At 58.1% G+C, this 19,046-nt stretch carries 18 protein-coding genes; 14 read left to right on the top strand and 4 right to left on the bottom strand.

Features of this window, described 5'->3' with window-relative positions:
• Positions 1–24: 24 nt before the first annotated feature.
• The 5 genes from AC0V6O_RS14675 to AC0V6O_RS14655 all read left to right on the top strand — a co-directional run bounded on the left by AC0V6O_RS14675 (position 25) and on the right by AC0V6O_RS14655 (position 6,451).
• Positions 25–723 carry a M23 family metallopeptidase gene (locus AC0V6O_RS14675; RefSeq protein WP_486145175.1) on the top strand — a complete coding sequence of 233 codons (699 nt, stop codon included), beginning with the start codon at positions 25–27 and terminating at the stop codon, positions 721–723.
• A 233-nt stretch (positions 724–956) separates the two neighbouring features.
• Positions 957–2,504: an acyl-CoA synthetase gene (locus tag AC0V6O_RS14670; RefSeq protein ID WP_486145173.1), complete on the top strand. Its 1,548-nt coding sequence runs from the start codon at positions 957–959 to the stop codon at positions 2,502–2,504.
• Positions 2,504–3,796, top strand: coding sequence for a cytochrome P450 (locus AC0V6O_RS14665; protein ID WP_486145171.1), 1,293 nt, complete (start codon positions 2,504–2,506; stop codon positions 3,794–3,796). The genes AC0V6O_RS14670 and AC0V6O_RS14665 overlap by 1 nt, the downstream gene beginning before the upstream one ends.
• A 141-nt stretch (positions 3,797–3,937) precedes the next feature.
• The gene (locus AC0V6O_RS14660; protein ID WP_486145169.1) at positions 3,938–4,636 is read left to right on the top strand and encodes an OB-fold-containig protein; all 699 of its coding nucleotides are present in this window, start codon (positions 3,938–3,940) and stop codon (positions 4,634–4,636) included.
• A 36-nt stretch (positions 4,637–4,672) separates the two neighbouring features.
• The gene (locus tag AC0V6O_RS14655) at positions 4,673–6,451 is read left to right on the top strand and encodes a flotillin family protein (RefSeq protein ID WP_486145167.1); all 1,779 of its coding nucleotides are present in this window, start codon (positions 4,673–4,675) and stop codon (positions 6,449–6,451) included.
• Positions 6,452–6,584: 133 nt separating this feature from the next.
• Here AC0V6O_RS14655 and galU read toward each other — a convergent pair whose 3' ends face one another.
• Positions 6,585–7,481, bottom strand: a complete 897-nt coding sequence (galU, locus tag AC0V6O_RS14650) for a UTP--glucose-1-phosphate uridylyltransferase GalU (RefSeq protein ID WP_486145165.1) — start codon at positions 7,479–7,481, stop codon at positions 6,585–6,587.
• Positions 7,482–7,582: 101 nt separating this feature from the next.
• Here galU and murA point away from each other — a divergent pair, with 101 nt between their 5' ends.
• Both murA and AC0V6O_RS14640 read left to right on the top strand, forming a co-directional pair.
• The gene (murA, locus tag AC0V6O_RS14645; protein ID WP_486145163.1) at positions 7,583–8,866 is read left to right on the top strand and encodes a UDP-N-acetylglucosamine 1-carboxyvinyltransferase; all 1,284 of its coding nucleotides are present in this window, start codon (positions 7,583–7,585) and stop codon (positions 8,864–8,866) included.
• A gap of 31 nt (positions 8,867–8,897) precedes the next feature.
• Complete coding sequence (locus tag AC0V6O_RS14640) at positions 8,898–10,100, top strand: hypothetical protein (RefSeq protein ID WP_486145161.1); 1,203 nt, start codon at positions 8,898–8,900, stop codon at positions 10,098–10,100.
• On the opposite strand, the gene AC0V6O_RS14635 is transcribed toward AC0V6O_RS14640, so the two are convergent.
• Complete coding sequence (locus AC0V6O_RS14635) at positions 10,045–10,302, bottom strand: ribbon-helix-helix domain-containing protein (RefSeq protein WP_486145159.1); 258 nt, start codon at positions 10,300–10,302, stop codon at positions 10,045–10,047. The genes AC0V6O_RS14640 and AC0V6O_RS14635 overlap by 56 nt on opposite strands.
• A gap of 68 nt (positions 10,303–10,370) precedes the next feature.
• Between AC0V6O_RS14635 and AC0V6O_RS14630 the strand changes: the two genes are divergently transcribed.
• The 3 genes from AC0V6O_RS14630 (at position 10,371) to AC0V6O_RS14620 (ending at position 12,387) form a co-directional block, all read left to right on the top strand.
• Entirely contained in the window at positions 10,371–11,006 is a 636-nt protein-coding gene (locus AC0V6O_RS14630; protein WP_486145157.1) for a DNA-3-methyladenine glycosylase I, read from the top strand.
• A 97-nt stretch (positions 11,007–11,103) separates the two neighbouring features.
• Positions 11,104–11,541 carry a hypothetical protein gene (locus AC0V6O_RS14625; RefSeq protein ID WP_486145155.1) on the top strand — a complete coding sequence of 146 codons (438 nt, stop codon included), beginning with the start codon at positions 11,104–11,106 and terminating at the stop codon, positions 11,539–11,541.
• Positions 11,542–11,634: 93 nt separating this feature from the next.
• Positions 11,635–12,387, top strand: coding sequence for a helix-turn-helix domain-containing protein (locus AC0V6O_RS14620; protein ID WP_486145153.1), 753 nt, complete (start codon positions 11,635–11,637; stop codon positions 12,385–12,387).
• Between the two features lie 7 nt (positions 12,388–12,394).
• On the opposite strand, the gene phbB is transcribed toward AC0V6O_RS14620, so the two are convergent.
• On the bottom strand, positions 12,395–13,117 hold the full coding sequence (gene phbB, locus AC0V6O_RS14615) for an acetoacetyl-CoA reductase (RefSeq protein ID WP_486145151.1): 723 nt from the start codon (positions 13,115–13,117) through the stop codon (positions 12,395–12,397).
• 130 nt (positions 13,118–13,247) lie between these two features.
• On the bottom strand, positions 13,248–14,006 hold the full coding sequence (locus AC0V6O_RS14610) for a hypothetical protein (protein ID WP_486145654.1): 759 nt from the start codon (positions 14,004–14,006) through the stop codon (positions 13,248–13,250).
• A 365-nt stretch (positions 14,007–14,371) separates the two neighbouring features.
• On the opposite strand from AC0V6O_RS14610, the gene AC0V6O_RS14605 reads away from it, so the two are divergent.
• From AC0V6O_RS14605 to holA, 4 genes are read left to right on the top strand one after another with little or no spacing between them, the layout of a single operon-like run.
• Complete coding sequence (locus AC0V6O_RS14605) at positions 14,372–14,845, top strand: DUF3576 domain-containing protein (RefSeq protein WP_472640013.1); 474 nt, start codon at positions 14,372–14,374, stop codon at positions 14,843–14,845.
• A gap of 24 nt (positions 14,846–14,869) precedes the next feature.
• Positions 14,870–17,380 carry a leucine--tRNA ligase gene (gene leuS, locus AC0V6O_RS14600; RefSeq protein WP_486145148.1) on the top strand — a complete coding sequence of 837 codons (2,511 nt, stop codon included), beginning with the start codon at positions 14,870–14,872 and terminating at the stop codon, positions 17,378–17,380.
• A complete protein-coding gene (lptE, locus tag AC0V6O_RS14595) occupies positions 17,380–17,913 on the top strand; it encodes an LPS assembly lipoprotein LptE (protein WP_486145652.1) in 534 nt (177 codons plus the stop codon). The genes leuS and lptE overlap by 1 nt, the downstream gene beginning before the upstream one ends.
• A complete protein-coding gene (holA, locus tag AC0V6O_RS14590; RefSeq protein WP_486145146.1) occupies positions 17,910–18,950 on the top strand; it encodes a DNA polymerase III subunit delta in 1,041 nt (346 codons plus the stop codon). Before lptE ends, holA begins: the two co-directional genes overlap by 4 nt.
• Positions 18,951–19,046 lie beyond the last annotated feature (96 nt).

The raw sequence follows: 19,046 nt of genomic DNA, 5'->3' as shown, positions 1-19,046 counted from the left end.
CGCCGAAATTTAGGGCATCATTTGATGACAACGCTTACGAAGCGTCACATTGCTAGAGCTGCTTTGAGCGCATTTGGCATGGCGGCAATCGCCGCCGCAGCGCCAGCTTCAGCTAACAGTTCAGCTAACGCTGCTGTTGATATTAGCGAGCCGATCCGCGCGGCCCAGGATGATAATCTGACGAGCGGCGACGTGCAGTTCAGGCAGCTGTTCGCCAACTGGCAGGCGCTCGATAACGCGGGGCCAAACGCTCCAACTGAACAACCCAGCATTGCTATCCCATCACGCATGCCATTGGACGGTTTCAAACTAACCAGCGGATACGGCATGCGCAATCACCCCGTTCTGCGCCAACGCCGGGCTCACAAAGGTGTTGATCTTGCCGCGCCAACGGGCACTCCAATTTTTGCAACCGCTGACGGTATTGTTGGCAAGGCGCAATGGTTCTCTAGCTACGGCCTTTACATTCGCATCGATCACGGCGCTGACCTTGAAACGCGCTATGCCCACATGTCGAAACTGGCGGTTGCTGCTGGTGAGCGTGTGAAAAAGGGCGACATCATCGGCTATGTCGGTTCAACCGGCCGCTCCACTGGCCCGCACCTGCATTATGAAGTGCGGATTGATGGGGTTGCGGTCAATCCTATTCCCTATATGGTAGAGACACAAGCGCAGCAGCAATTTGACCGTCAGGCCGTCCTTGAAGGACGCGGCGGCGAATAAGCCCTTAGGGGCTCAGCGCGCTTTTAAGAGTTTACCCGCTGAACGCGGGATCGAACATTGGAGAGGGTGTTCGAACATAGGCGGCGGGTTATCCCGCCGCCTTTTTTCTGGGCGCGTTCCCGCTCGTTCAACGGCACCCAATATTTCTGCGAATTGACTTGCGAGCTGCGCTGCGCAAGCTAGGTTTCGTCTCGCAACTGACGGCCTCAATGCGCCGCATGGGAGAGATATCGATGAGCCTGCATCCAATTGCGCATGCGCAAAACCGCCCAGACCAAGCCGCTGTAATCATGGCGAGCAGCGGGGAGGCGCTGACTTTTGGTGAGCTGGAAAACCAGGCCAATCAGTTCGCGCACCTGCTGCGCGCGCGCGGTGTGAAGCCGGATCAAGCCTTCGCGGTTCTGCTGGAAAACCGGATGGAGTATTTCACTATCATCTGGGGCTCTCAGCGAGCAGGAACGATGCTGGTGCCGATTTCCACCCGGCTGACCGGGCCAGAAATCGCCTATATCCTTCGAGACAGCGAGACCAAGCTGCTGATCACATCGGGGGCGTTCGCCGATGTGCTGGGGACGGTGCGTGCGGAATGTCCGGATCTCGATATGCTCATAATGGACAGCGGAGATGCGCAGGATTTCGCCGCGGCATTGAGCGCGGAGAGTCCCGAGCCATTGGCCGATCAAACCGCTGGTCTTGTGATGCTGTATTCCAGCGGCACTACCGGGCGGCCCAAGGGCGTGCGCCCCGCTCCGCCAGAAGATCCCGATCCGCAGGCTCCCAATCCTCTCATGGCGCTGGGTATGATGGGCGCTGGCATGCCAGCGGATGGCTCGATGATCTATCTCTCGCCAGCGCCGCTCTATCATGCCGCGCCCATCGGCTGGTGCTCGACAGTCCACCGGCTCGGCGGAACGGTTGTCTTGATGGAGAAGTTCGATCCGGAAAATGCGCTGGCCGCGATCGAGACGTACAAGGTCACCGACAGCCAATGGGTGCCGACCCATTTCGTGCGTTTCCTGAAATTGGATGAGCAGACGCGCTCCAAATATGATCTTTCCAGCCATCAGCGCGCGCTCCATGCCGCCGCCCCTTGCCCCGTGCCAATCAAGCGAGAGATGATCGAGTGGTGGGGTCCGATCGTGAATGAATATTACGCCGGTAGCGAGGGCATTGGCATGACCCTAGTGAAGGCGCCGGACTGGCTGACTCATCCGGGCAGTGTTGGCCGCGCAATCCATGGCAAGCTGCATATCTGCGGCCCCGATGGTGAGGAGGTTGGCGCCGGCGAGGATGGTCTGATCTATTTCGAAAACGATATCCTGCCGACCTATCACAACGATCCGGTCAAGACCGCCGAGGCGATGCATCCCAAAGGGTGGATGACATTGGGCGATATCGGCCATGTCGATGAGGACGGTTTTCTCTATCTGACCGATCGAAAGAGCCACATGATCATTTCTGGCGGGGTCAATATCTATCCGCAGGAGGTCGAAAACCTGCTGCAAACCCACGCCAAGGTTATGGATGCGGCCGTGATTGGTGCACCCTGCCCCGATCTTGGCGAGAAGGTTGTCGCCGTGGTGCAGCCGGTGGATATGGGCGATGCTGGAGAGGGGTTGGAGGCGGAGCTGCGCGAATTTCTCGCCCCCAATCTCGCGCGCATCAAAATGCCTAAACTGTTTGATTTCCGCCCCGATCTGCCGCGTGAGGCCAATGGTAAACTCTATAAGCGCGAGCTGAGAGATGAATATGAAGCCAAAACAAGAGCGGGAGGGGCCTGATGACAAACGGTCCAGTGCTGGATGCGGAGCTGGCCCGCGCGGTGATTGACCCGGCGAGCTATGCGGAGTGGGACAGCCTGCTCGACCGGTTCGATGCGATCCGAGCTGAAACGCCGGTTGTCAGGATTGAGGGAGAAGAAGGGCTCCACCGGTCGTTCTGGCTGGTCACGGGCTATGACGCGGTGATGCAGGTGTCGAAAGACAATCAGACCTTTCTCAACAATCCGCAAACGGTGGTGTTCTCGCTCGATGAGGGAATTGAATTCGCCAAGGCCATGACCGGCGGCAGCGAGCATATGGTAGCCAGCCTCGTCACCTTTGATGCGCCGATCCACATGAAATATCGCAAGCTGACGCAGGAATGGTTCATGCCCAAGAACCTGCGCACGGTTGAGGCGGAGATCCGCAGCCTGGCAAAGCGGACGGTCGACCGCTTGCTAGCGGCAGGACCGGATGCTGACTTCGTGAAGCTCGTATCTGCGCCCTATCCCTTGCATGTGGTGATGCAGATTCTTGGCGTGCCCGAGGAGGATGAGCCGCGCATGCTGATGCTGACCCAGCAGATGTTTGGCGGACAGGACGACGAGCTAAATCAGTCGGGCATGGCGAATATGACGCCGGAGCAGATCACGCAGTTAGTTGCCGGGGCCGTGAAAGATTTTGAGGCCTATTTTGCCAGGATTACAGCGCAGAAGCGCGCCAAGCCTACGGGCGATGTGGCGAGCGTGATTGCCAATGCGACCGTCGATGGCGCGCCGCTCAACGACCGCGATATGATGGGCTATTACATTATTCTTGCGGCGGCTGGGCATGATACGACCAGCGCTTCGACCGCAGGTGCGATGATGGCACTAGCCCAAGATCCAGAGCAATTTGCGCGGGTAAGGGCCGATCGCAGCCTGTTGCCCGGTATCGTTGAAGAGGCGATTCGCTGGACCTCTCCGGTACAACACTTCATGCGCACTGCGGCTGAGGATGTGGAGCTTTGCGGGCAGAAAATTCGCAAGGGCGATTGGCTGATGATCAATTACGTCGCGGCCAATCATGATCCGGCGCAATTTCCTGACCCACGACGCTTTGACGCTGGGCGCTCACCCAATCGGCATCTCGCTTTTGGCGCGGGCGCGCATCAGTGCCTGGGATTGCATCTCGCGCGCCTTGAAATGCGTATTCTGTTTGAAGAATTGCTCGACCGGATTGAAAGTGTTGAACTGGCCGGAGAAGCCAAACGCGCCAAGTCGACATTTGTTGGTGGTTTAAAGGCTTTACCGCTGCGAATTGCAGCCTCCTAATCCCCCAATATGGGGAGTGGTTGCAATAAAACAAGGTCTGGATAACAATATTGATGGCGTTTGCGCATTATTCAATCTGCCATCACGATTTTCCTGTTATTTGCTTGCAACATGTGTTAACACTGCGTTCATGGGAAAAACTTGGAACAGAGGCGTTGCTATTGGTGCAGCGACGGGCCGTTGAGCCTGTTTGAGATACACAATCTGCCATTTGCGATCGCATTAATGCTGCTCGCGATCATAGCCATCGCGCAAGTGGTGGGCGTGGCGGATATGTTTGATGGGACAGATGTCGACGTTGATTTAGATCTCGATGTTGATGTCGATACTGATGGTATCGAAGCCATCACATCCGGCGGGTTTATGGATGGATTGCTCAGCCTGCTTGGGTTTGGCCGAGTGCCCTTCCTGATCTGGCTCGCCGGTCTGCTGCTGGTCTTTGCGTCAATTGGTGTGATCGGTCAGTCCGTGATCGCAGGCTTGCTCGGCGCACCGCTGCCCGCATGGCTGGCCGCGCCGCTTGCTGGATTTGCCGCCGTGCCCGCCAATGCTGCTTTCGTCAGGCCGGTTGGTGCGCTGCTGCCCAAGGATGAGACGAGCGCGGTTGGGTTGAGCAGCTTAATCAGGCGCGATGCGATCATCCAGACGGGTACCGCGCGCGCCGGGTCACCAGCGCGGGCCAAAGTGCTCGATCGTTTCAAACAACCTCATTTTGTCATGGTTGAACCCCATGATCCGAGCGCGGAATTGCGCGCAGGCGAAACAGTTCTGCTGGTGCGCCGCGAAGAAGGAACGTTCTTCGCCATTCGCTACGAAAATCGCTTGCTTGAATTAAACTAGGTTCAGCCCAAAAATCGAAACCTCATAGGAGAGAAAATGCCAGAATTTTTTGACTTAGCTATACTCATAGGCGCAGGCCTGTTGTTCTTCATCATCGTTATCGGTTTCCTGATGCGGCTTTACCGCAGGGCATCGAAGGAAATCGCCTTTGTGCGGACCGGTGTTGGCGGCGAGAAGGTCGTGATGAATGGCGGCGCGCTGGTGCTACCCATTTTTCACGAAACCATGCCGGTAAATATGAACACTTTGGTGCTGGCGGTGGTTCGCCGCGATGGAGAGGCACTGATCACGCTCGACCGCTTGCGGATCGATGTGAAGGCGGAATTCTATGTCCGTGTCCGCCCGGACTCCGAAGCGATCGCGATGGCCGCGCAGACCCTGGGTCAGCGCACGATGCAGCCAGAAATGCTCAAAGACCTCGTCGAAGGTAAATTCGTCGATGCGCTGCGCTCGGTCGCAGCAGGCATGAGCATGAATGAACTGCACGAACAGCGCGCGGATTTCGTCCAGAAAGTGCAGCAAGTCTCCTCCAACGATCTGGCCATGAATGGTTTGGAATTGGAATCGGTCTCGCTGACTGGTCTCGACCAGACGAGCATTGAGCACTTCAACGCCAACAATGCGTTTGACGCCGAGGGTCTGACCAAGCTGACCGAGCAAATTGAAGCGCGCAAGAAACTGCGCAACGATATTGAGCAAGACACGCGGGTTCAGATGGAAACAAAGAACCTAGAGGCGGATGCCAAATCGTTCGAAATCGGCCGTGATCAGGAATACGCACGGCTTGCTCAGGAACGTGAGGTTGAAGTGCGCCGTGCGGCTCAGATGGCGGAAATTGCCCGGGAGCAAGCAGAGCGCCAGCGCGAAGCAGATGCGGCGAAGATCGAGGCGAAAAAGCAGGTCGATGCTCAGCAGATCGAAGCGGATCGTTTGGTTGAGGAAGCCCGGATCGATCAGACTCGAGCGCTCGAGATTGCCCGCCAAGAGCAGCAGATCGCGGTTCAGAACAAGTCACGCGAGGAAAGCCAGGCCAAGGCAGAGGCCGATGCGGCTCGTGCCAAAGCGGTTGCTGCTGAAGAGCAGGTTGCGACCTCTCGTGAGAGCGAGATTGCCGAACGTCAGAAGAAGATTGAACTGATCGAAGCGGCGAAAGTTGCGGAGCGCGAAGCGATTGGCATCAAGGTCGAGGCTGAAGCTGAGAAAGACGCGGCAACCAACCGTGCTGAGGCAGCCCGACTTGAGGCAAAGGGCGACGCGGATGCTGAGATCTTGCGCGCCGAAGCCGACCGAGTTCGCTTCGAAGTCGAAGCAGCTGGTCAGGAGGCGATAAACGAGGCGGCCAACATCCTCTCGATGGATCAAATCAGCCTGCAGACCAAGCTGGCTCTGCTCAAAGTGCTGCCAGAGGTTATCCGTGAAAGCGCGAAACCGATGGAAGCGATCGACTCGATCAAGATCGTTCAGGTCGACGGGCTCACCAATGGCGGCTCTGGCAATGGCGCGGCCAATGATGGCGGCGGCGCAGGCGGCGGTTCCGGCAACCTTGCCACCGATGCGGTTTCAGCAGCTCTTGCTTACCGCGCTCAGGCCCCGGTGCTTGATGGATTGATGAAAGAGCTGGGCCTCAATGGCTCTTCGCTCGGATCACTCGTGGAAGCGGCGGCGCAAGAGAGCAATGATGGCGAAACGCCAACGCTGACCGAAGTTCTCAGCGATGTTGAGAAGCAGGTTATCGAAGCGGAAGCGGACCACGCGTCAAAGCCAGGCGCCTCTTTGGCGGACGGCAGCGGCGGAGGTCACGAAGCGGCTGAGTAAACATACATCGTCACCCTGAACTCGTTTCAGGGTCCATCGCAAATCAAGGCGCTGTGCTATCTGGGGCAGCGCCCTTTTGCTTATGGTTATGCTGAAACAAGTTCAGCATGACGACTTTTGGGTTCGAGGGAAGCTAACCCAACAATCTCGTCGCCATGGCGCGCACTTCCGCACCCATATCTTCGCGCTCCAATGCGAGAGCCAGAGTCGCCTCGACAAAGCCGACTTTACTTCCGCAATCATAGCGATTGCCATCGAAAGTCACTGCGTGAAATGGCTGCGAGCCAATCATCCGCGCCATTGCATCGGTCAGTTGAATTTCGCCGCCTGCACCTTTGCCCTGTGTTTCTAGCGTGCGCATCACCTCTGGCTGTAGGATGTAGCGTCCTGAGATAATTTTGTTGGATGGCGCTTCATCCACGGTGGGTTTCTCAACCAGCCCGCGCACCTCAGTCAGCGCTCCATTCTCTGCGCCCGGATCAATCACGCCGTAACTTGAGACCTCGTCGCGCGGCACCTCCAGCACGCTGATCAGATTGCCGCCGGTCTGCTGATAGGCATCGACCATTTGTTTCATACACCCGGTTCCACCTTTCTTTCCAATCATCAGCTCATCGGGAAGGAAGATCGAAAATGGCTCATCACCGACAATCGCCCGTGCGCACCAGATCGCGTGGCCAAGACCCATCGGCACTTGCTGGCGAACGGTGATGATATCGCCGGGGGTGGCACGGGTCGGCTCGAGCACAGCCATTTTTTTGCCGCGCTCGCTCATCGTGCTTTCCAGCTCATAAGCGACATCGAAATGCTCAACGATTGCGGTTTTGCCGCGGCCGGTGACGAAGATCATCTGCTCGATTCCGGCCTCGCGCGCTTCGTCCACCGCATATTGGATCAGCGGACGATCAACGATGGGCAGCAGTTCCTTCGGGATCGCTTTGGTCGCGGGCAGGAAGCGTGTGCCAAGGCCGGCAACGGGGAAAACCGCCTTCTTGATCGGCTTTGGTGTGGTGGCGTTGTGATTGGTCATGGCCCGGGGATACGGACGCAAGCAGAGGCGCGTCAACTGGCGCGTGCATGGCGGGCGGAGATGCCGTTTGCGCGGCACGCGTTTTTGGCTAAGGCATGACGATGGACAAATTGCTTATTCGGGGCGGCAATCGCCTTTCAGGAACTCTGCCGATCTCTGGTGCGAAGAACGCGGCGCTTACGTTGATACCGTGTGCTTTGCTGACCGAAGAACCCATGACCTTGCGCAATTTGCCGCGGCTAGCGGATATTGACGGGTTCCAGCATTTGATGGGTCAATTTGGTGTCTCGGTGAGCATTCAGGGCAAGCGTCCAGAGGACTTTGGCCGGGTCGTCACCTTTGAGGCTCAGCGCCTGACTTCGAATGTCGCGCCTTATGATTTGGTCCGCAAAATGCGCGCCTCAATCCTGGTGCTTGGACCGATGCTGGCGCGTGCAGGCGAAGCGACGGTTTCGATGCCGGGCGGCTGTGCAATCGGCAATCGCCCGATTGACCTCCACCTCAAGGCCCTTGAAGCGTTCGGCGCAGAGATTGAGTTGGCGCAAGGATATGTAAAAGCGATTGCACCCGATGGCGGGCTGCCGGGCGGGGACTTTGATTTTCCAGTGGTGTCTGTCGGAGCGACCGAAAACGCATTGATGGCGGCTGTGCTCGCCAATGGCACAAGCCGGCTGTTCAATGCCGCGCGCGAGCCAGAGATTGTCGATCTGTGCAATCTGCTAACCGCGATGGGTGCAGAGATCGAAGGGATCGGCACATCTGATCTGACCATTCACGGGGTCAAACGCCTCAATGGCGCGACTTATAAGGTGATGGCCGATCGGATCGAAGCGGGCTCCTATGCCTGCGCGGCGGCGATCACAGGCGGCGAAGTGCGGCTCGAAGGCGCCAATGCCAGCGAGATGACTGCGACCAATAATGCGCTGCGCAATATCGGGGTGGAGATTGAAGTGGACGCGCGCGGCATGACGGTGCGCGCCGACGGACCGCTAAAGGCCACTGACCTCACCACCGCGCCCTACCCCGGCCTCGCCACAGATATGCAGGCGCAATTGATGAGCCTGCTTTGCAAGGCGCATGGCACCAGCGTGCTGAAAGAGACGATCTTTGAAAACCGCTTTATGCACGTGCCGGAGCTGTCGCGGATGAGCGCGGATATTGCGACCGAGGGCCGTACGGCGATTGTGAAAGGCCCCTCTGAGTTGACTGGCGCAGAGGTGATGGCAACCGATCTGCGCGCCTCAATGAGCCTGATCATCGCGGCGCTCGCGGCAGAAGGTGAGACGACGGTGCGCCGGATCTATCATCTTGATCGCGGCTATGAGCGGCTGGAGGAGAAGCTTCAGGTGGTCGGCGCGGATATTGAGCGGGTTGACGATGATTGATGCGCGCTCGTGTTGTTTTGCTGCCCTGGCTTTGAGTGCTTCGGGATGGGCGCTGGCTGAGGATATTCGAGACATCAAGGCTGACAACGCTGAGGTTGAACTGGTTGCTATCCACCCTCCTATTAACGCTGGGGAAACCGGGCAAGAGGATGTCTATGCCGCACCCTACGTGCCCAAAGGGCTTCCCGGCAATTTTGATGTATCGGGCATAGTCGCGCAGGATTGGAGTCGGCTCGGACGCGAAGATCGGGGCGCAGCCGCAGGATCGAGCGAATACCGCTCATCTCCTTGCCCAATTCTAAGGGGGTCAGAGCAAGGCCGATCTGCCATTCTCGATACCATAGCCGAGCGTGCAACCAAAACCCGGATTGTCATCGTCAACGAAAGCCATGAAGTCACACTGCATCGCGACTTCTCGCGGCGGGCAATCGAGCGTTTGCGTCCGTTGGGCTACACTGTGTTCGCCGCCGAAACGTTTCTGAACAGACAGGATGAGGCGGATCCGATCGAGGAAAGCGCTGACCTGCCCTATCCAAGATCCAGCGACGGATATTATCTGCGCGAGCCGATCTTTGGTGAATTGGTGCGCACAGCCAAACGTCTGGGTTTCCGCTTGGCAGCTTATGAACAGCCGTACGATCCCAAACGCGTACCCCCAAGCACTATGGATGAGAGTATCGCTCAGCGCGAAGAGGCGCAGGCGCGCAATCTCGCCGCGCTTTTCGAAGGTCTTGCACCGGATGAGAAACTCATCATCCACGTCGGCTATTCGCATGCACGCGAGGTTGAGCAGACCCGAGTGGACGGTTTCGATCTTACCTGGATGGCCGGTCGCCTGAAACGTTACACTGGTGTGGACCCGCTTACGATTGCGCAAACCTATTGCCGTGGCAGCTCCGATACAGTGCAGTTATCCAAAGCGCCTGAGCGTGTGGATGGCTGGTTTGATCTACACGTCGACCACCCCGTGCATGGATTTCGCCACGGCCGGGCTGCCTGGCGCTTCGACGATGGAGCACATCCGGTGGATATACCCGAAGCCTACTCCAGCGCCGAAGAAACGCTGATTATCGAAGCCTTTGCCGAAGGAGAACCGTTTGAAGCGGTGCCTGTTGACAGGGTCTGGGTGGAACCGGGCGAGGATATAAAGCTCGCTCTTAAACCCGGACGATACACTGTCAGGGCGGTGCGCCCGGCGCCGGCTCCGACATACGAGATACCAACCACACCCTGATAGCGCTTGCCAATCCGGGCGGGGTCTCAGCCTTGATCCGCTCTTCGTCGATCCGCCCGACCAGAGCATTGATCGGGACGTCTTCTGCCTCTGCTGCGCGGCGCAGCATGTCCCAGAACACCGGCTCTAGGCTAATCGAGGTCTTATGCCCGGCGATCTCAACCGAGCGTTTGACCGGAGGGTGATAGGGTGTGTCCGCCATAGCGCCGTCAGCGATAGCGCACCGGTTGTGCCTTGCCCATTGGCGATTGACGTGCGCCCGGCGATCTGGTGCTCTCTACTAGAAATGCGGAGGGTGAAATGGTCGAGATAGTGACGAGCGAGGATGGAGTTGCGCGCTGCGGATGGTCGAGCGCGACACCGCAATATGAGCAGTACCACGACAGCGAATGGGGCTATCCGGTTGGCGATGATCGCCGCCTGTTTGAGAAGATTTGCCTGGAAGGCTTTCAATCGGGTTTGAGCTGGCGAACGATCCTGGAAAAGCGTGAGAACTTTCGCGCCGTCTTTCATGATTTCGACTTTCACAAAGTGGCGGAGTTCGACGAAACGGACGTTGAACGCTTGCTTCAAGACGCGGGGATCATTCGCCACCGCGGCAAGATCGAGGCGACGATCAACAATGCCCGGCGTGCGATCGAAATGGTTGAAGATGAGGGCTCTCTGGCGACATATTTCTGGCAGTTTGAGCCGCGTGAGCGCCTTTGGGATGGCAAGCACATGCCAGGCTCAACCGATGCATCCACGGCTCTTTCCAAAGATCTGAAAAAGCGCGGCTGGAAGTTTGTCGGCCCGACGACGGCCTACGCCTTTATGCAGGCGATGGGTCTGGTGAATGACCATGCTCCGGGCTGCGCGGCGCGCGATAAAGTGGAGGACGCACGCGGAAAGTTTCGCCTGAAGTAGTCTGCCCTTCAAATCCGCTCGTGGTCCCCGGTGGGCTTCCCATCTCGCGCCAGAACGCTAAGTCTTGCAGTGCAGAAGTCGGATAAGGGGATTGCTGATGGCTGATCGCAAGGGGATGATTACGCAGAGTGTGAAAGAGATCGCAAAAAGCCTGGGCGACACCGGCCGTCTGCGTGAATCCGAATATCGAGCCTCGGTCGATGCGCTCAATCTGTTTTTCGGTGCGATTGTTGGCGTCAACTTTGCTGGACTGACCGATCTGAGTTCGTCCGACTATGCGATCCTATTGTTTATCACCGCCACCTTGATCGGCTTCATCCTGATGGTCTCCAAGACCACACGGCGGATCTGGCTGGCCGTGCAACTGACGGTCTTTATGGCCGCGTATGCGTGGCTGGGGCTAGTCGAAAAAGCGATTGAGGGTGTCGACGAGAAACTCGTGATCACTCTTGGAGTTTGGTCAGCGGCCGCGCTGCTGGGGGAGTTTGCCCCGCGAGACCCCGATCCTGAACCTGCGCCGGGATCAGATGCCTGACCCAGCCTGATCCTAATACATATGCTGGCCGCCCTAGACACCATACAAGAAATTCGGGGTGGCCGCCTTTGGTGGTGCGGCTAAATTACCGTCATGAAGACCGCACTTCACACCCTGACCGGCAAGGAAAAGGACACCTTACGACTGATCTTTCGCGGTCATGATGCGAAATCCGCTGCTCGCGCGCTCGACCTTTCGGTGCATACGATCAACGAGCGCCTTCGCGCCGCGCGGCGTAAACTTGGGGTGACGAGTAGCCGTGAGGCGGCGCGATTGCTCTACGAGTGCGAGGAGGGACCCCACGAAAATCTTGCATACAAGGCAATTGGGGATGCCCATCCGCACGTTCCTCACAAGGATCCTCCTATCCCGCAACCGACCTTGGGGCGGGCCATTTGGATTGGAGGAATTCTGATGTTTTCTATTGCACTTGTCGCCATTCTTTCGGTGTCAGTTTCTGGTGACGCCTTCCAGGAAGGTGCTGCTGACAGAGGCCTAACGGCCGAACTCGCGAGCCGGGACGCATCCCGGGTGCAGATAGCGAGTGATTGGCTCGCATTGGTTGATAAGGGCGAGTGGGAAGGCAGCTTTGAGGCTGCAGGGATGAGTTTTAAAGAGTTCAATACGGTGGAGGGATGGCAAAGGGCATCCGAGCAGGCGAGGGTTCCACTCGGCGCTGTGATCAAAAGGGAAGCCATCGCAATCGATCACCTGAACGCGCCTCCGCGAGGCTATATACGGGTACGCTTTCTCACAGCGTTCGAAAACCGTGAAGCGGCGATCGAGGACGTCACTATTGAGCGCGAAAATGGGGTATTCAAAGTGGTGGGCTACGTTATCGAATAGGCCGACCTTAATACATATGCTGGCCGCCGTTGATGCTCATGGTGGAGCCGGTCATGAATGCACCATTGTCAGAGGTGAAAAAGGCAACGCCGCGCGCAATTTCTTCCGCCTGGCCCAAACGTCCTACGGGTATCTTGGCGACGATTTTCTCCAGCACGGGTTCTGGAACAGCCGCGACCATATCGGTGTCGATATAGCCGGGAGCAATGGCGTTAACGGTCACGCCGAACTTGGCGCCTTCCTGTGCGAGAGCTTTGGTGAACCCATGGATGCCGGATTTGGCGGCGGCGTAGTTGACCTGGCCATATTGGCCAGCTTGTCCGTTGATTGAGCCAATATTGACTATCCTGCCCCAGTTTCTCTCGCGCATACCGGGAAATGTTGCCTTCGCCATGTTGAAGCACCCACCCAGATTGACGCGCATAACATCATTCCAGTCGTCAAAGCTCATCTTGTGCAAAGTGCCATCGCGCGTGATGCCGGCATTGTTGACGACGATATCGACCGGACCATGCTCTTCGGCTACTTTGGCGCAGCCTTCGAGGCAGGCTTCGTGATCACCCACGTCCCATTTCATTGAGGGGATGCCGGTTGCCTCGGTAAAGGCCCGCGCGCTTTCATCATTGCCGCCGTAATTGGCGATGACAGTGTGACCTTGCCGCTTAAGGCGCTGGCATATGGCCTCTCCGATGCCGCGTGTGCCTCCGGTGACGATTGCTACTTTGCTCATATGCCTGTGATCCCTGTGAATCGTTTATCCATCTCAGGGATACCCTTGCCGTAACGTCAGGCAACAAAAAACCCCGCGAAAGCGAGGTCTTGCATACGAATTTCTGTAGCCCGAACGAGCGAGAGGCCGATCAGAACTTGAACTGAGTTCCGACGTAAACAGCCTGATTGTCTTGTTCGGCATTGGTCAGCGGGTCCAAACGATCGCGCTCTTGCGACAGGCGCACACCGGCGGTCACATTGAGGTTGCGCGAAATCCGGTAAGCGCCGCCCACATCAAGGGTTTGCCGCTCAAGCGATCCCAGCGTATTGGGCGAGGTACCTGCAACATTGCCACTTTCCAGCTCGATCCGCGGCTGAAGACGACTTGGCTTGTCCTTGGCGGTTGGGCCAGCAGGCTCAAACGTTGCAAGGTCAGGCATAGACAGGTTTCGAACCGTGTCGGGCAGCGCGACTGGCCGGGCAAAACTGTCATAACCGCGCGCAATGCCAAGGTTATAACGTGTGGGTTGCACGGCTGCGATACCGCTGCCTACGCCGGGCGCCGCGTCAATTGCAGAGCGCACGGAGATTGCCTCAGCGATATCACTGTCCACTCGAACAGCGACGGTCACCGTGCGATCACCATTGCCCGCGCTCGCGGCGCCAGCAGGGGTAAAGCGCATGCCGTCGCCGCCATCCTTGCTTGCGAATATCGCGGCAAGCTCTGGATCGACCGATGCGGGTGTGAAAATGTCGAGTGCGGATGTTTCCAGCCCGGGCACGCTCTCCGTGAGGCTAACCAGGGCAAGGCCGGTTGAGGGCACACCCAGCGCCAGCGCACCAGCGGCAAGCATCAGCGGCAGCTTGCGCTGCGCCTTACTTCCAATCTGGTTACCCTTGCCTGCCATGGCGTTCACTCAAATCCTTCGATCATTATCGTCCTGATCAAAGCATTCCCTGCCTGAACATTGGCTGAGTTTGCCCCGAAACGACTCGCTACTTTTATGCAGTAATAGGAATAATAGAACTATGAGCGGCCTCTAGGCAATCCTCCGGAGGTCGAGATCCCGCCTTGACCTAGCGTTTTTGGCAGGACTCAAACGAATCTGTTGCATTGTGCACACAATTGGATTTGCAGAATGTTTTGCCGTCCAATGCCGCAGTTCAGCCGCTATAAAGGCGCATGCCGCGCTAGAATACGCGGATAATTGGCCCCGATTGGTCTCGTGACCGCTTGCCGCGCTGGCCCGCGAGGTTATAGAGGCTGTTCGTGATGCAAAAGGAATTTACCGCTGTGACCCGCGCTCAAAATACGCTTTCTTATTCGTTCCGCGTCTTTCTTGCCGGATTGGGAGCAGCTTCCCTGGCTGCATGTGGCGGCGGCGAACGTCCGCAGGCGGATATGGTTGCCTCTCAGGTCAATACGATTGGCGTCAATTCCTTTCTGTGGCGCGCATCTCTCGAAACCGTCAGCTTTGCTCCGCTGCTTCAAGCCGACAGTGCGGGCGGCGTGATCGTTACCGATTGGTATGCCAACCCCAGCAATCCGAACGAGCGCGTGAAAGTGACCGTGACCATCCTTGATCAGGATTTGCGCGCCGATGCCTTGCGCGTTGCCGCCAGTCGTCAGGTTGCTCAGGGTGGTGGATGGGTCGATGCGCCGGTACAGGCCGCGACCGTTCAGAAGCTGGAAGACATTATCCTGACGAAAGCGCGCGATCTGCGCCGCAAAGCTGTAGCCAGCTAAGCCAAATTTCCCTAGCGGGGTTTCATGACTGATACGCGTTTTGATCCGTCCAGAGCCGACGGGCGCTGGCAACGTGCGTGGAGCGAGGCGGGCACTTTTACCGCTGACAGCTCTTCGTCCAAGCCCAAGAGCTTCATCCTTGAGATGTTCCCCTATCCCTCGGGCCGCATCCATATGGGGCACGTGCGCAATTACACCATGGGCGACGTGCTGGCGCGGTATAAGAAGATGCGCGGACACGAAGTGCTCCATCCGATGGGGTGGGACGCGTTCGGCATGCCGGCTGAAAACGCGGCGATGGAAAAGAAGGTCCATCCCGGCAGCTGGACCCGGGCCAATATCGAGGCGATGAAAGCGCAATTGCAGCGCATCGGCTTTGCGCTTGATTGGACGCGCGAGTTCGCGACCTGCGATCCAGAATATTATGGCCATGAACAATCGCTGTTCATCGACATGTATGAAGCCGGGCTGGTCTATCGCCGCAGCAGCGAGGTGAACTGGGACCCGGTCGACATGACCGTTCTCGCCAATGAGCAGGTGATCGATGGCAAGGGCTGGCGCAGCGGCGCTGAGGTTGAAAAGCGCAAGCTGGATCAGTGGTTCTTAAAGATCACTGATTTTGCAGGCGAACTGCTCGATGGCCTGGATGAGCTGAAAGATTGGCCTGAGAAAGTCCGGCTGATGCAGGAAAACTGGATCGGGAAATCCACCGGTCTTGAGTTTTCATTTGAGATTTCAAATGGCGACAAGCTGCCGGTTTATTCGACGCGTCCGGATACGATTTTCGGCGCAAGTTTCTGTGCGGTAGCGGCCGATCATCCATTGGCGCAGCAAGTCGGCGCGAGCGATCCGGCGGCAGCGAGCTTTATCGAAGAATGCAAGCGCGGCGGGACGACCGCAGCTGAGCTGGAGACCGCTGAAAAGCTCGGCTTTGATACGGGCGTCACGGCGAAGCATCCCTTCACTGGTGAGCCTCTGCCGGTGTTTATCGCCAATTTTGTGCTGATGGATTACGGCACAGGCGCGGTGATGGGCGTGCCAGGCCATGACCAGCGCGACTTTGAATTCGCAACCAAATATGACCTGCCGATTGCGCGCGTTGTCGCCAGCGACGTGAGCGAAGCGGACGCCCCATTTGAGGGCGAAGCGGCCACCGGAGACGGGGTGATCGTCAACTCTGACTTCCTCAATGGCATGAGTGTTGAGGCTGCTAAGGCCGAGGTGAATGCACGCGCAGAAGCGGGCGGATGGGGCAATGGCACCACCGTTTGGCGGCTGCGCGATTGGGGCGTCTCGCGCCAGAGATATTGGGGCACACCGATCCCCTTCATCCACTGCGATACTTGCGGCGTTGTGCCCGTGCCGAAAGATCAGCTGCCAGTCACGCTGCCCGACGATGTTGATTTTGAGACGCCCGGTAATCCTCTCGAACGCCATCCGACTTGGAGCAAGACGACCTGCCCCAAATGCGGAGGCGATGCGCGACGCGAGACCGATACACTCGACACCTTTACCAATTCCTCATGGTATTTCCTGCGCTTCACCAGCCAGCCTGTGGATGCGCCATTCGACGCGGAAGAAGTCGCCAAATGGATGCCGGTGGAGCATTATATTGGCGGCATCGAGCATGCGATCCTGCACTTGCTCTATGCCAGGTTCTGGACCCGCGCGCTCAAGCATATCGGCAAGATCGATGTGGCCGAGCCGTTCGCCGCGCTCTTCACTCAGGGCATGGTGACCCATGAGACGTATAGCCTGGGCGATGGTAGCTGGCTTTCACCCGCCGAAGTGCGCAAGGATGGGGCCGATTGGATCCGGATTGAGGATGGCGCGCCGGTCACCGCAGGCCGCGTCGTTAAAATGTCCAAGTCGAAAAAGAACGTCGTCGATCCGGACGGAATTATCGACGAATATGGCGCGGACGCGGTGCGCTGGTTCATGCTGTCCGATAGCCCGCCAGAGCGCGATCTGCCATGGTCAGAGGCCGGGATTGAAGGCTGCGGACGGTTTGTACAGCGGCTCTGGCGTCTGTTCGAAAGCCTTGATCCTGCCGCCTCAGGCGAAGACAAAGCGCTCGCTCGCAAGGCTCATCAGGCCATGGTTGCGGTCGCTGAAGACATCGAAGCGCTGAGCTTTAACAAAGCGGTCGCGCGCATTTACGAGCTTACCGGAGCGGCGGAAAAGGCAGCGCCAAGCGAAAGCCGCAATTTCGCGATCCGCACCATCCTGCATCTCGTCAGCCCGATGATGCCGCACCTGACCGAAGAGATCTGGTCGAGGCAGAATGAAAGCGGCCTGATCGCGGACGCCGCCTGGCCCGTGCATGATCCAGCCATGCTGGTTGAGGATGAAGTCACCATCGCAGTCCAGCACAAGGGCAAGCTGCGCGACACACTGACCGCGCCCAAAGGGGCTGCGAAAGAAGACCTCGAAGCGCTTGCGCTGGCGAGTGAGAAGGTCCAGCGTTCACTCGATGGAGCGGAGATACGCAAAGTGATCGTGGTGCCTGATAGACTGGTGAACATCGTTACATGATGCGCCGCGCGCTTGCCTTGCTCGCGTGTGTTGCGCTGTCGCCGGTTCTGGCGTCCTGCGTCCTGCAACCGCTCTACTCGAGCGACGGCACCAATGCGGGGGTGACCAATGGACTGGCCGCGGTACAGATCCCGACCATTCCCGGGCGCGGCGGGTGGCTGCTGCGCGGGGCGTTGGAGGACCGTTTGCAAGTGTCGGGCGCTGTCGCTCCCCGCTACCGGTTAGAGGTGCGGCTCGATGATGCGCTTGAGGCGCTGGGTGTGCTCAATGATGACACGATCAGCCGAGAGCGCCGCATTCTGCGCGCGCGCTATCAATTGATCGATATTGCCAGCGGCGAAATTCTGCTCGATGCGACTGCTGGTGCCGATGCGGGCATTGATGTGGTTTCCTCAGAATTTGCGACAATTGCGGCGGAGCAGACTGCGCTTGAAAACCTCTCCAAGGAGGTGGCAGGCCGAATGGTGACCCAGATCGCCCTGACCTTGCGCGCACAAGCCAAGACGGCCGGTAGCGCGCCAGCGGGCCAATGAAGGCGACCCAGCGCGATTTTGCACGCGGCCTACCCAGCGGCGCTGCCAATTGCTCCATCTTCTTTTTCTGCGGACCCGATGAGGCAGGGGCATCTGCTGCAGCCGCCAAGATTATCGAAGGCCTGCCCGACGCGGGCGAGCGGATCGAGATCTCTGGCGGTGACCTCAAACGAGACCCGGCGATGTTGGGGGATGAGGCCCGCTCTGGCTCCTTGTTTGGCGATAAGCGTCATTTGTTTGTCCGCGCCAATGGCGATGAAGCGCATGATGCGGTCAAAGCCTTGATCGAGACGGGCGAAGCAGGTGCGGGCGAGGCGGCTCCGGTCCTGATCGTTGCCACCTCCGCCACCGATAAAGCACGCACGGCCAAGCTGATTGAGAAACGCAAAGACGGTATGGTTGCTATGTTCTGGCCGCCGGACCTTTCCTCTGTCGCGGTGTCAGTGCGGGCAATGGCGGATGCTGCCGGTCTGCGACTGGGCGGTGATTTGGCGGAGCGTATTGCGCGCGCGGCCGGCCTTGACGTGCGGTTGGCCCAATCAGAAGTGACCAAGCTCGCGCTTTATTGCGGCGCTGATCCGCTTGAGCCGAAGACCGCCTCCATCGAAGATTATGGAGAGATTGGTGCCGCTACCGAGGAAGAAGGGTTTCAACCGCTCGTCAATGCGGTGATGGGCGGAGAACTGCCCCGGATTGATCGCGAAATCCGCCGCATGCGGGAGCTGGGCCTGAACCCTGTGGGCTTACTGCTCGCGATAGAGCGGCGTGCGGCGCAATTGGCTCAGATCACCGCGAAGCTTGGCCCGCGCGGTTCACTCGACAATCTGGGTAAGGGCGAAAAGGCGCAGCTTGGCATATTTTGGCGTGAGGAGCGCGACATCCGTCAGCAATTGACGAAATGGCATGCACGCAAGCTGGATCGGCTGATCCCGCGCCTGGTCGAAATGCACAGGACTTTGCTGTCGAACAGTCAGGCGGCGGAGATGCTGCTTGCCCAAGGTCTTGCGGAAATCGCTAGGTTTGCTGCCAGGCGGTGAATTCTTGCGGCATGGCGTTCCGCATAAAATTCGCGTTGCTGATCCAATTGCATTAGACTCTCCCTTAGGTAAAAATACCGGGGTCGTAGAAATGAT

This window comes from Erythrobacter sp. JB2-19 (genome assembly GCF_057365005.1).
Note: the sequence above shows the minus strand (reverse complement) of the source record. Positions and strands in the feature narration are given on the sequence as shown.